The sequence below is a fragment of the Chryseobacterium caseinilyticum genome, from assembly GCF_014837145.1.
Classification (GTDB): Bacteria; Bacteroidota; Bacteroidia; order Flavobacteriales; family Weeksellaceae; genus Chryseobacterium; species Chryseobacterium caseinilyticum.
This window is the reverse complement of the sequence record NZ_JACYFS010000001.1, coordinates 227,590-241,174: the sequence shown is the minus strand read 5'-3', so window position 1 is coordinate 241,174 and position 13,585 is coordinate 227,590. Positions and strand designations below refer to the sequence as shown.

The following is a 13,585-nucleotide window of genomic DNA, read 5'->3' as shown; positions in this document are numbered from 1 at the left end:
TCAAAAAAATTTAAAATAATAAAATCATGAAAAAATTAAAATACATCTTATTCTCAATGATTTTAGTTTCGATAACATTCATTTCCTGTGAAAAATTTTTGGAAGAGGAGATTCTTGATCAGGTGTCGGTAGATTACATTTACACCACCCCTGAAGGTCTTGAAGTTGGTGTAAATGCTCTTTACAACAAAATGCGTAACTACAACGCTCCTTCCGGAGACAACACAAATCTTCAGGCCAATGTTTTCTTTTTGGCAGCAACAGATTTGGGACTTCATAGAACATGGTTTACTCCTTACGGTGCTACAGAACATACTCCGGCAAGATTTCCTAAAGAAAAATGGGTAAATGCCTACATCATCATAGACAGAGCTTCTGCCATTATCTCAAGTTCCAGAAAAGTGAAAATGGATGAAACTGCCAAGAAAAAACTGGTAGCACAGGCAAGAGTGATCAGAGGTGAACTGTACTTAGATTTGGTAAGAATGTATGGCAATATTTTGCTGGACACCATTGCTACTAATCCGGATAACATCAACGATCCTGTAAATTATAAGGCCGCTACTGAAGAAGCAGTTTTTGGAGTGATTAATGCAGATTTAGACTTTGCCGTACAAAATCTCGATTGGCAGGTTCCTGCAGGAAGATATGGGCAGGGCGTGGCAAGACACATCAGAGGGAAAGCTGCCTTGTGGAGAAAAGATTATCAGAGAGCTGCAAATGAGTTTGGTGCCATTATCTCAAACGGTACGCATGGCCTTGTAGATCTCAATCAGGTTTTTGGTCCAGATGTGAATCATAAAGAGGCATTATTTGTTTACCAGAGAAATCAAAGTTTGGGACAGGGTGATGATTTAGCAGGTGGTGGCGGTTTCTGGCTCGGTTCAGTTTTCACGCAAAGGCTTTATGAGAAGCAATCTGGTGCAACTCCAGCTGCAGGAAATGAAGTTATTTTGGATGTAAACTACGGTGGACAATCATTAGGATGGTTTTTTCCTAATAATTATCTGAAATCTTTATATGACAAGGTAAATGACAAAAGATTTACAACCTATTACTGGCCGGATAATTACACGTCGTATCTGGTAAATAACCCGAGTCATCCGCGTTTTGGCCTTCCAATTACTCAGCCTGAAGATAATTACAGAAGATATCACTGGAGCTTAAAAAAATATGCAGATTTCCAGACTAAACTTGTGGGTACAGAAAACAGCTATAAAAATTACATCTACTACAGATTTGCCGAAACACTGCTTCTCGCTTCAGAAGCCAATCATCAGTTAGGGAACGATGCTTTAGCTTTAGAGTATATGAACAGAGTAAGAAGAAGAGGTTACGGTTTAAATCCAAGCGCTTCATCTACTTATGATTTTACTTCATGGACGCAGGAAAGATACCTTGAAGAATCTGCAAGAGAACTCGCTTTTGAAAACGAACGGTGGTTTTTACTGAAAAGACTGGGAATCTTAGGCGAAAGAATAATGCTGCATTACAGAAACGGAGACAATTCAAGCACAGAAGCCAATGATGCAGTCAACAGCCAGACTCCCTGGAAATCCTGGTATGTAAACTGCCCCGTTCCGCAAAGTCAGATTGATATCATGGGAGCAAGTGCTTCGCAGTTTAATATCGGATACTAAAAAAACACATTCCTATATATTTTAATTTAAATCTATGTCATTAAATAAAAACATCATATTACTTCTGCTGTTTGTTTTCAATATATTTCCATTCGAAATACAGGCACAGAAAGTAATGCAGAACGCCTTTGGCAGAGAAAACCTCAGTTTAAACGGAGCTTGGCAGTACATTATAGATCCTTATCAGATGGGTTATCTCGACTACAGACAGAAACCTTTCGACCAGAGCAAAGGCGGTAAAGGCGGTTTTTATGATAATATCACCACACCCGATAAAAAAACGAGAGTAGAATACAATTTCGACTTTGAACCATCACTTCAGGTTCCCGGCGACTGGAATTCTCAGGATTCCCGACTGCTTTTTTATGAAGGAACACTTTGGTACAGGAAAGATTTTAATGTTAATCAAAAACAGGATAAAAACTATTTTCTTTATTTCGCTGCAGTAAATTATGAGTGCCATGTTTATTTAAATGGCAAAAAAATAGGAACACACAAAGGAGGTTTTACACCTTTTCAGTTTGATGTTACCGAGAAGCTGAATAACGGTAAAAATTTCGTTGTTGTAATGGTTGATAATGTCAGAAAAAAAGATGAGGTACCTACTATTAATACCGACTGGTGGAACTATGGCGGAATCACCCGAGATGTCACATTAGTTTCCACTCCAAAATCATTTATAGAAGATTATAAAATTCAGCTGGCTAAAAATGAAAAAGATGTCATCGAAGGTTTTATTCAATTAAAAGGTGCGACTGAAAAAGAAAAAGTAACCGTTGAAATCCCTGAATTAAAGATAAAATCTTCTTTCACTGCTGATGAAAACGGATTTGTTAAAATTAAAATCCCTGTAAAAAACATTGATTACTGGTCGCCTGAAAATCCCAAATTATATGATGTAAAAATCAGCACAAAAACAGATAAAAATTCGGATAAAATAGGTTTTAGAACCATTAAAACAGTTGACAAAGACATTATTTTGAACGGAAAATCAATCTTTCTAAAAGGTATTTCTGTACACGATGAAAACCCATTGGTCGGCGGTCGTCTGAAATCTGAAGGAGACATCAGGATGATTCTCAACTGGGCGAAAGAACTGGGTTGTAACTATATCCGTTTAGCACATTATACACACAACGAAACCATGCTCCGTCTCGCAGACGAGATAGGTCTTATGGTATGGGCAGAAGTTCCTGTATACTGGACGATTTCATGGAACAATGAAGAAACTTATAAAAACGCAGAAAATCAGCTTGCGGTAGGCATCGAAAGAGATAAAAACAGAGCATCAGTAATTATCTGGTCTGTAGGAAATGAAACACCTGTAAGCAAAGAACGTAACGTTTTTATGGGGAAACTTATCGATAAAGTAAGAGCTATTGATGACACCAGACTTGTCGCCGCAGCGCTTGAGATTGAAAGAGATGGCTATGCTGTGACCGTAGAAGATCCTCTGGGAGACAAGCTTGATCTGGCAAGTTTCAACGAATACGGAGGTTGGTATTGGTCTGAACCTAAAGAATTGCCAAAGTATAATTTTGAAATTAAATTTAATAAACCCGTAGTGATTTCAGAATTCGGAGCTGATGCTCTGGCTGGTTTTCATGCAGATGACGACACAGTCTGGAGTGAAGAGTATCAGGAATTATTTTACAAAAACCAGCTCAATATGTTGGAGAAAATTGACGGTTTACGAGGTATGACCCCATGGATTTTGGTTGATTTTAAATCTCCGCGGAGACAAAACCCTAAATATCAGAATTTCTGGAACCGAAAAGGTCTGATTTCTGAAACAGGCTACAAGAAAAAAGCATATTATATTCTTCAGAATTATTACAAAAATAAAAATTTAAATAAAAAATAAAAATCATCATCAAAATGAAAAATATATTTAGCATTGCAGGATCTTTTCTGATTTTCTCTGTACTTGCATGTACTCATGTAGATAAGGTTGAGTTTACCGATGGTGAGACAACGCAGACAGAAAATCCTGATCCGTTTTCAGCAAAAAAAGTGACTGTAGATATGGGACCCGGCTTTAATCTGGGAAATACTTTCGATAATGGAAACAATCCCACCACTTTTACATCCATTAAACCTATTATAGATTTGTATAAAAATGCGGGAATGAAACATATAAGAATTCCTACAACCTGGATGGACAGATTCCCTGATAATCTGGCAGACTCAAATGGGAATCTTAATGTGAATCACCCAAGATTTTTAGAACTTGTTGCAACAATCGACTACGCACTCAGTCAGAACCTCTATGTAATTCTTAATACACATCATGAGTCCTGGCTAAAAGATCATTACGACGGTTCTGCAGCTTATGACACAAAATTCCGTACTCTATGGACGGGAATTGCCAGTTATTTCAAAAATTATCCGAAAAAATTAATTTTTGAAGTTTTGAATGAGCCTGAAGGGTATTTAGGAGAGCTCGACGGATCAGGTCCGTTTCCTGATCCTACAGATGCAAAGGCCTTAGAATATACTAGAAGAGTAAATCTTGTCGGCTACAATGCCATAAGAACGACCGGCGGAAACAATGATAAAAGAATCATCATGGTCGGAATGAACGGTCAGGGAAATGCACTCTACATCGCCAATGTTTACCCCAACAAAGCAAGTTTGCCGGGTACCGGAAATGATGATTATGTTACGCTTCAGGTTCACACTTACACACCGTGGGCATTTTGTGGAGAAACAGGAAGCAACGCAGCTTTTCCCGGATCAGCAACTTTTGAAAAAGGAATTCAGGATGTAAAAATTCAATCTGTAAAACTAAACGTTCCCATTCATTACGGTGAATTTGGCGTAGGAAGAACCACCAATACCGCAGAAAGAAACACTGATCTTGTAAGAGGTTATTACCGCACAATGGCAAAAACAACCTTAGCACAATCCATGTCTTACAGTGTATGGGACGACAGAGGCTGGTTCGCTCTTGCCAATCCTGCAGGAACATCTTTTGTTTATAATATCGTTCCGTTTATGTTGCAGTAAAAACACTTCATATATTTTTATCAAAGGCTGTTTTAATTTCAAATTGATTATTAAGACAGCCTTTTTTTATAATAGCATCAACTACAGACAGTTGGTGCTATTTTATTGACTTAAAATTATTGTCTGGATTATTTGATTTGGCTAAACAAATCAAATAATCTCTAAAAAGTGTTTTAAGATAAACTCGTTTAGGCACAAACAGCCAACTGATGCCATTTATTTAAATGGTATCATTTCTTGTTTTAGCCCAAATCATCATTAAAATATCCATCATAAAATAAAAATCCTCCATTTTCAGCAGTCTCTTAAAAATCCAACTTTGCAACAGACAAAACTCAGTGAAAGTAAAATCTAAAAAATAAAATAAATGTCTGTTTCTGATTTATTTAAACCCCTCACATTTCTTCACGGATCACCGATGAGGAACCGTTTTATGATGGCTCCATTAACAAGTCAACAAAGTGATTTTGATGGAACCGCTTCTCAATATGACCAATTTTGGATGGAGCAATTGGCGCAGAGTGGTTACGGATTAATTCAAACAAGTGCATCAACTGTAGAGGCAGGAGCGATCGCATTTGAACGTCAGTTGGGAATCCACAGTGATAAACATTTACCCGGATTAACGAAAATAGCTACAGCAATTCGGAAAGGCGGTGCATTATCGGCTGTACAACTGCATCACGCCGGACACAGAGCTGTTCTGTCGTTAGGCGGAATTCCGGCTCCTGCATCAGGCAAAACATTAAAAAATGTCAAAGCGCTATCTACAGAAGGAGTGGAAAGAGTCCGTGACAGTTTTATTGAAGCTGCAAAAAGAGCAAAATTGGCAGGATTTGACGGCGTTTCTGTTCACGGTGCTTTTGGTTGGATTTTGTCTGAATTTCTATCTCCAAATCTGAATGACAGAACTGATAAATATGGAGGAAATGTAGAAAACAGAGCACGTTTTACGATGGAAGTGATTGAAGGAATACGAAAAGCTTGCGGTTCTGACTTTCAAATTGGATGGCGATTATCGATTGAGCGGTACGGACTTCGTCTGGAAGAATTGCGCGAAATTACTGCCGCAATTTTTGATAAGCAATTAATTGATTATCTGGATTTAGCACTTTGGGATTCTGCTCAGCTTGTGAGGGAAGGAAGTTTTCAGGGGAAGACGATGTTGAGTGTTTTCACAGAACTTCCACGAAAAGGCGTTCGTTTGGGTGCGGCCGGAAAAATAATGAGTGCACAACGTGCTGGAGAATTACTGGATGAGGGTTGTGATTTTGTTTTGATTGCAAGAGCAGGAATTCTCCAGCGGGATTTTCCGCTTCAGGTAAAAGCTAATCCGATGTATGACAGTCCGCAATTGCCTGTGACGGCTGATTTTCTCCGTGAAGGCGGGCTGAGTGAACGTTTTATTGAAACAATGAGAGGTTGGCAGACTTTTGTAAAACCGGGATCTTAGGATTTGAGGTTTGAAATTTAAGGTTTAAATTTAGACGAACTTTTTTATTAAGGTTCGTTTTTTTTTTTTTAGAAGCGGATACAAAAAAGGAATTTGAAACCAAAATATTTAATCGTAGAATACGGTTATAACCATTTCAGCGGCATCCTTTTTTCTTATCGCGGTTGCGAAAAAGTTCAACGGATTGCTTCACCTTGTTCGCAATGACAAAAAAGACATAGCGGAAAGCGGGATTAAGCTCCAAAAAAAGAAAGATGAACTGAGAAAATTTCCATTACAAAATGAAAATCATCCATTCTTTGGCCATCATTATTCCCACATCTTTGCAGTGTAAATAAATTTTTATACAATGAAAAAAACAGCAGTTATTATTCTTTCGGACCCAAAATCCGGTTCGGAAGAAGCTTTGGGAAGAGTGTTCAACGCTTTGGCATCGGCTTACGAATTCAAGCATGCGGGCGAAGACGTGAAAATCATTTTTCAGGGAACGGGAATCAGATGGCCGGAACAACTGGAAAAAGCTAATCATCCTGTTCATGGGCTTTACAACGAGGTAAAAGATTACGTTCACGGTCTTTCGAAAGGTTGCGTCGCGGTATTCGGAACGGAAGTTTCAGGGTACGAATTATTGAACGAAAATGAGGTTCCGGGAACGCCCGGTTTACCAAGCTTCCTCAATTTGAGAAACGAGGGCTATGATATTTTGATTTTCTAATCTTGTTTTTAAACTGCCTTTTGAAATTTTTCAGAGGGCAGTTTTGATTTAAAAATAATAATTAAATTGCAGCTATAATGCTATCACAATCTATCTATACGCTCCTAAACGGGCAGAATGGGAATCTGGCTTTCAAGCTTTTTGAGTTTGACAACAATAGTTATTTTGACCATATTCAGAGGAATAATTATTTTACTTTGATCCTGATTACTTCGGGAGAAGGCGTGGCAAGGGTTGACCTTTGCGATTATTCTTTCAAGCAGGATACTTTGTTTTCGTTTTATCCGTATCAGCCTTTTATGTTGCAGTCTGCAAAACCAATTATGGGAATTTCGATACAGTTTCATCACGATTTTTTCTGTATTTACAGGCATCAGAAGGAAATCGCAGCGAATGGAATTTTGTTTAATAATGTCTATCAACAGCCATTTATCAGTTTAAATGAATATAGTAAAAGTTCGATTTTAAATTTGATTAATGGAATTGCCAATGAGCTTAAAAACGATGCTTTCAGAAAAGATGAAGTTTTGATTTCTTATTTAAAAATTTTGCTGGTTACGGCGACAAGAATTAAATTGGAACAGCAAACCATCCGAAATTCTGAAACGGCAAATATTAAGCAACAATTTATGATTCAGAATCTGAAAAATGCTATTGAGGATAATTTCCGAACCAAACATTCAGCCAGTGATTATGCGGATTTACTGAATCAAACTCCTGCTTCACTCGCAAGGATTACGAAAAATCATTTTAATAAAACACTTTCTGATTTAATTACCGAACGGATTATTATTGAAGCCAAAAGAGAATTGTACCTCACGGACAAAACGATTAAAGAAATTGCCTACGAGTTGGGATATGAGGATGAATATTATTTCAGCAGACTTTTTAAAAATAAAACGGATATTTCCCCACAGATTTACCGAAATACCATTGGTTTCAACAGAGGTGCAGAATCTAATTAAATTTAAAAAATGGACAAGAACAAATATATGCTTGAATGCATTGAACTTGCAAAAAAGGCTTTGGAAAAGGGAAATCCGCCAGTAGGTTCTTTATTGGTTTTTGAGGATAAAATCATCGGCAGAGGAATAGAATCCGGGAAATCCAGCGGAGATATTACGCAACACGCAGAGATTTTAGCGGTAAAAGATGCTTTGAAAAATGGTTATAAGGATGTTCTTGAAAAATCTGTGATGTTTTCTACTCACGAGCCCTGTATTATGTGTTCTTATCTTATCAGACATCATCAAATTGCAAAATTAGTTTTTGGAGTTTCTGTTCCTTTTGTTGGTGGGCAATCTTCTGATTTTAAAATTCTTGAAACGGAAAGTATTCCAAAATGGAGAAACAGACCTGAAATTGAATCGGGAATTTTACAACACGAGTGTGAGATTTTGAATAAACAGTTTGCAGATTATCTTTCGACGCAAAAATAATTTCAGTAAAAAAATTAAAGCCTCTCAAATTTGAAAGGCTTTCGTTTTTAATATCAATTTTGATAATGAAATTAATCTAAGATTAAGTTGTCTGTCCGCCATCAACATTGAGAGTTACACCAGTGATATATCGCGCCTCATCACTTGCTAAAAAAGAGACAGCCATTCCTATATCTTTCGGTTCACCGTAATGTCCCAACGCAACGGCTTGTAACATTTGTGAACTGAAAGGCCCGTCCGAAGGATTCATATCTGTATCAATAAGTCCTGGCTGAATAATATTCACGGTAATATTTTTACTTCCCAAATCCCTTGCCCAGCTTCTTGTATACGCTGCTAAAGCTGCTTTGGTAGCGGCATAATCGCCAATTCCGGGATATGGAGAACGAGTAGCTCCGGTGGAACCGATTGAAATAATGCGACCGCCGTTTTTCATAAATGGCAATACATACCGCACTGTATTTACCACACCATGAACATTGACATCCCATTGTTGCTGTAACGCAGATAAATCATTATCTTTATTATCAATTTCTCCCGTTACAAATAATCCTGCGCTGTTTACTAAAATATCAATTCCCCATTCTGAAGCCTGTTGAATCGCATTATTTATTTCATCCGAGTTTCCGGTATCTGCTTTTATTGCCATAATTCTTACGCCCAAAGCTTCAATCTCTGCAACCAAATCTTCTGCTTTCTGTTTTGAATTTACATAGGTGAAAATAACATTTGCTCCTTCCAATGCAAGCTGTCTCACGATTCCTGCTCCAATTCCACGGCTTCCACCTGTTACAAATGCTGTTTTATTTTTTAATTTTGACATAATAGTTATGATTTTTATGATTAAATATGAAATATAATTGAACCCTTTGTAGTACCTGACTCCAAATCCTGATGAGCTTTTGCCACATCTGATAAAGAATAAACTGTAGGATTGATTTCTCCTAATATTCCGTTTCGTAAAGCATCAAACATTTCTGTTGCAGCAGATTGAATGCTTGCTTTGTCAGGAAAATAACTTCCTAAACTGGGACGGATGAAATTAATTTCCCTGTCATTTAAAATTTTATTATCAATGTCTGGAACTCCGGAAGAGTTTCCGAACAACAAATATGTTCCTCCAGTTTTCAGGACATTAAGAGAATCATTGAAAGTTGTATTTCCGACACCATCAAAAACAGCATCCACTCCCTTTCCTTTTGTGAAATTGTCTACAGATTCAGTTAAATTTTCAGTATCCAAAGCAACGACAAGGTCAATTCCGTGGCTAAGAGCATAAGATTTTTTACTGCTGTTTCCCACTGATCCAATCACTATTGCACCTAAAGCTTTCGCCCATCTGCTTACTAATGAACCGACTCCTCCCGCCGCTGCGTGAACTAAAATTGTATCACCCTCTTTCAAAGAATAAGCCTGTTTGATGAGCATTCTTGCAGTAAGACCTTTCGCCATAATTGCTGTAGCCTCATCAAAAGAAACATCATCCGGAAGTTTTATAAGTTCGGAAGCATTTATCAATCTGCGTTCTGCATAAGCTCCAAGCGCGAAAAAATATCCTACCCTATCTCCTGCAGCAATATCTTTCACATTTTCTCCTACAGATTCTACAATACCTGCCGCTTCCACCCCAATGGTCACCGGAAAATTATTGAGTGGAAAAGTTCCGTTTTGGAACATCACATCTACAAAATTCAAAGCAATTGCTTTTTGGTTAAGTACTACCTGATCTGCGTTTGGTGTACCAATTGTTTCTAAGCCATATTCGAGAACTGCAGGCGAACCTTGTCTGCCCATTCTGACAATTGCGGTTTCATTATTTTTCTCCATTTTTTAGATTTTTGTTAAACTTTTTGACTTGACAAAGTTGCGACAGTGCAAAAACATACACATTGACAAATGCAGTAATTTATTCTTGACATTTATTAAGTGGATTGATAAATATTCTGTATTTTCACGTAATTATTAATGTTAAATACTTTTTCCATTGGCTTCCATACCATTTGAACCTCTCTTTATTTACATTGAATCTAAGTCAGCACTTACACTGAGTGATGAAGAGAAAATTCTTATACAAAATACATTTAGATCAAAACATTTACGCAAAAAGCAATATCTGTTAGAGGAAGGAGATGTCTGTAAGTATATGTCTTTCATTGTAAAAGGTTCCGGACGGATGTATTCTGTAAATGAAAAGGGTCAGGAACACACTATTAGATTTGCGGTTGAAAATTGGTGGCTGGGAGATTATGAAAGTTATAATTTCCATACAGTTTCTCTTTATAATATTGAAGTTCTTGAAGATTCTGAAGTTCTGATGATTGGGCAAAACAAATTGCAGGAACTTAGAGTTGCAATACCTGCAATTGATGTAATGGTAAAAGAAATTGACAAAAAAGGGATTGCTGCCACCCAAAAACGCATCCATTCTTCCATCAGCCTAAGCGCAGAAGAGCGTTATGATAATTTGATAAAATCTTATCCTGAATTTTTAAGCCGTTTTCCGCAAAATATGATTGCTTCTTACTTAGGAATTTCACCGGAAACTTTAAGCCGCATCCGAAAGAATATGTTAAAGAAGTAATCACTAAAAAAACTTCTCTAAATAAAAGCTGATCTTATATTTTAACGTTTATTATATCTTTTTGGAATGATAGATTATTATTCAGAACAAATAATAACTCAATAATTATTTTAGCTGTTGCCCCTTCAATTTTATAGCCATTCACTTCATGGAGGTCGTCATCACCAATTCTACGGGAATACTGATCTCACTGTAACCGATGATCTTGAGGTTTGTAAAATGAGCCAGTTTTAATTCAAAAATTTTCTGAACTTCACATCTATTTAATCAGAATAATCAGCATTGCAAAAAATTAACCAACTATTTTTGACTGTTAAACCTTACTTTTTTGTGAGAAGACGATTTTCTAAGCATTACTGTAATTTACCACGGTGATTTTTTCATACATTCATAAAGTATAGAACAAAAAAAAATCCCGAATGAACGGGATTTAAATTTATTTGATCTCTACAGGAACTGAGATTTTATCCCAATCCATCGTGAATCCACTGCTGTTTACTTTATAAACCAAACTTTCCTGTGCCGCTTTCAAAGCCTTTGTTTTTACATCAACACGCAAAACATCCTTCGATTCTTCATATTTATAAGCGCCCCACTGTTTTGCTTCTTTGTTAAAAACTGCAGTCCAGGTTCCGGATGTTTTTGGAACCAAGAAAAAGCTGTATTTACCTGCAGGAAGTTTTTTACCCTGAACAGTAATGTCTTTACTGGTTTCGAAAGTTGTTGCATCATTGGCACCTGCACGCCAAATTTTATCGTAAGGTACCAAATCACCCCAGATGGTACGACCTTTCAAAGAAGGACTGCCATAGGCAATGGTAATATTTGCATCTTTAACTTTTCCGGTAGCCGTCATTGCAGGACTGGCTGGTTTTTTAGTTTCCTGTGCAAATGCATTAACTGAAATTGTCATTGCAGCCACAAGAGCGGTAGCCGATTTAAAAATTGTATTCATAATATTTTTTTAATTTTTGATTTATTTATCTTCTACGAATTTACTGCTTTTGGCTTATAAAACAGTAACCCAATTGCAGAAAATATAATCACCGCCGCTGCTCCAATGACGTTAAGCCAAAGGAAAGAGACAATGTCGAACTGATAAACTGCGATAACCGTAATTTCCGACAAAATTGCAGAGATAAATACATTGGGTCCGTTGATTTTTTTAAAGTAAAATGCAACAAGAAAAATCCCTAAAATCGGACCGTAGAAAAGCGACCCTAAAACATTGACCGCTTCAATAAGTGAACCCATCTGAGTGGCAAACATAGCAACACCAATGGAGAAAATCCCCCAGGCTAAAGTGTGCAGTCGACTGTACTTCAATTCGGTCGCGTCATCAGGAATTTCTTTTTTAAATATTAAATGAACATCTTTTAATGAACAGGCTGCAAGAGAATTCAGTGCTGCAGAAATTGAACCCCAGCTTGCCAAAAAAATAACAGCGAACAACAATCCAATCATCCCGACAGGCAAAGTGTTTTTTACAAAATACAGGAAAATATAATTCGTGTCTGTTTTCTCTGCATTGTAATTTGATTTATTGATCGCTTCTTCTACCCTGCCGTGTAGATCTTTTACCTCAGTTTGTGTCTTTTTAAAATCATGAATTGTCTTGTTAAGTTGAGGAGACTGAGTTCCTTTTAATTTTAAAATTTCTTTCGATTCTGAATTAAATTTTTCCTGTAAATCCTGATGTTCTTTTTCAAAAACCGCAGCCTGTTCAGGTTTTGTCTCTTTTAAATGCTGATAAGACCTTTCATTAAAATAAACCGGAGCCGGCTTAAGTGAAAAGAATGCGAAAAGCAGAGCACCAATTAAAAGAATTGCAAACTGCATTGGTATTTTAACCAAACCATTCAGAAGCAAACCCATTTTTGCATTGGTATTGTCTTTCGCAGTAATATACCTCCCGACCTGACTCTGATCTGTACCGAAATATGAAAGTGCCAGAAAAAAACCGCCAATTAGTCCGCTCCAGATGTTGTATTTATCTTTCCAGTCAAATTCTGTGGTAATTACATTAAGCTTTCCTGATTTCCCAGCAAGATAAAGCGCATCCTTAAAACCAATTCCATTCGGCATATTTTCAATAAGAAGATATCCTGCAAAAGCCATTGTTCCGAGAATAATTAGAAACTGTAATTTTTGAGTGTGAGCAATCGCTTTAGCACCGCCAATGTAAGTGTAAATCAATAAAATTCCACCTGTTAAAACATTTGTCAGATAAATATCCCAATTTAAAACACTTGATAAAATAATACTTGGAGCGTAAATACTGATTCCTGTTGATAAACCTCTGGAAAAAAGAAAAAGCAGTGAAGTAAGCACCCTTGTTTTCTTATCAAAACGATTTTCTAAATATTCATAAGCTGTGTAAACATTTAAGCGCTGAAAAATCGGGATGAAAGTGATACAAATTACAATCATCGCCAACGGCAAACCAAAATAATACTGAACGAAACGCATCCCGTCTGTGTAAGCCTGTCCCGGTGCCGAAAGAAATGTAATCGCACTTGCCTGAGTAGCCATAATCCCGATAAGCACGATGTACCAAGGCATTTTGTTGTCTGCTTTCAGATAAGATTCGTTGCTTTTCTGTCCACGTCCGATGAATACGCCGTAAACCACCACTGCAACGAGTGTAAAAATAAGAACTGTCCAGTCTATCGTACTCATGCCCAAAATTTAGTAAACACGTAATAAAATGTAATTTGAACTACCAGCGCGACAGCCAGTAATATGTAC

General features: G+C 37.1%; 12 protein-coding genes. 8 read left to right on the top strand and 4 right to left on the bottom strand.

Annotation, left to right across the window (positions count from 1 at the left end):
- Positions 1-26: 26 nt before the first annotated feature.
- The 7 genes from IC610_RS01110 to IC610_RS01080 all read left to right on the top strand — a co-directional run bounded on the left by IC610_RS01110 (position 27) and on the right by IC610_RS01080 (position 8,256).
- Positions 27-1,640 (top strand): RagB/SusD family nutrient uptake outer membrane protein, encoded by a 1,614-nt coding sequence (locus IC610_RS01110; protein WP_191734836.1) that lies wholly within the window; start codon positions 27-29, stop codon positions 1,638-1,640.
- 34 nt (positions 1,641-1,674) lie between these two features.
- On the top strand, positions 1,675-3,504 hold the full coding sequence (locus IC610_RS01105; protein ID WP_191734835.1) for a glycoside hydrolase family 2 protein: 1,830 nt from the start codon (positions 1,675-1,677) through the stop codon (positions 3,502-3,504).
- Between the two features lie 14 nt (positions 3,505-3,518).
- A complete protein-coding gene (locus IC610_RS01100; RefSeq protein ID WP_191734834.1) occupies positions 3,519-4,649 on the top strand; it encodes a glycoside hydrolase family 5 protein in 1,131 nt (376 codons plus the stop codon).
- 367 nt (positions 4,650-5,016) lie between these two features.
- Positions 5,017-6,102, top strand: coding sequence for an NADH:flavin oxidoreductase (locus IC610_RS01095; RefSeq protein ID WP_191734833.1), 1,086 nt, complete (start codon positions 5,017-5,019; stop codon positions 6,100-6,102).
- Between the two features lie 349 nt (positions 6,103-6,451).
- Positions 6,452-6,817 (top strand): DsrE family protein, encoded by a 366-nt coding sequence (locus IC610_RS01090; protein WP_191734832.1) that lies wholly within the window; start codon positions 6,452-6,454, stop codon positions 6,815-6,817.
- A gap of 77 nt (positions 6,818-6,894) precedes the next feature.
- A complete protein-coding gene (locus tag IC610_RS01085; RefSeq protein WP_191734831.1) occupies positions 6,895-7,782 on the top strand; it encodes a helix-turn-helix domain-containing protein in 888 nt (295 codons plus the stop codon).
- A gap of 9 nt (positions 7,783-7,791) precedes the next feature.
- Positions 7,792-8,256 (top strand): nucleoside deaminase, encoded by a 465-nt coding sequence (locus tag IC610_RS01080; RefSeq protein WP_191734830.1) that lies wholly within the window; start codon positions 7,792-7,794, stop codon positions 8,254-8,256.
- Between the two features lie 82 nt (positions 8,257-8,338).
- Here IC610_RS01080 and IC610_RS01075 read toward each other — a convergent pair whose 3' ends face one another.
- Together IC610_RS01075 and IC610_RS01070 are read right to left on the bottom strand one after the other, a co-directional pair.
- Positions 8,339-9,079, bottom strand: coding sequence for an SDR family NAD(P)-dependent oxidoreductase (locus IC610_RS01075; protein ID WP_191734829.1), 741 nt, complete (start codon positions 9,077-9,079; stop codon positions 8,339-8,341).
- A gap of 20 nt (positions 9,080-9,099) precedes the next feature.
- Positions 9,100-10,083 carry a quinone oxidoreductase family protein gene (locus IC610_RS01070; RefSeq protein ID WP_191734828.1) on the bottom strand — a complete coding sequence of 328 codons (984 nt, stop codon included), beginning with the start codon at positions 10,081-10,083 and terminating at the stop codon, positions 9,100-9,102.
- 157 nt (positions 10,084-10,240) lie between these two features.
- On the opposite strand from IC610_RS01070, the gene IC610_RS01065 reads away from it, so the two are divergent.
- A complete protein-coding gene (locus IC610_RS01065) occupies positions 10,241-10,837 on the top strand; it encodes a Crp/Fnr family transcriptional regulator (RefSeq protein ID WP_194698878.1) in 597 nt (198 codons plus the stop codon).
- A 436-nt stretch (positions 10,838-11,273) separates the two neighbouring features.
- Here IC610_RS01065 and IC610_RS01060 read toward each other — a convergent pair whose 3' ends face one another.
- Complete coding sequence (locus IC610_RS01060) at positions 11,274-11,792, bottom strand: DUF2911 domain-containing protein (RefSeq protein WP_191734827.1); 519 nt, start codon at positions 11,790-11,792, stop codon at positions 11,274-11,276.
- A 32-nt stretch (positions 11,793-11,824) separates the two neighbouring features.
- Positions 11,825-13,516 (bottom strand): sodium:solute symporter family transporter, encoded by a 1,692-nt coding sequence (locus tag IC610_RS01055; protein WP_191734826.1) that lies wholly within the window; start codon positions 13,514-13,516, stop codon positions 11,825-11,827.
- Positions 13,517-13,585: the final 69 nt, after the last annotated feature.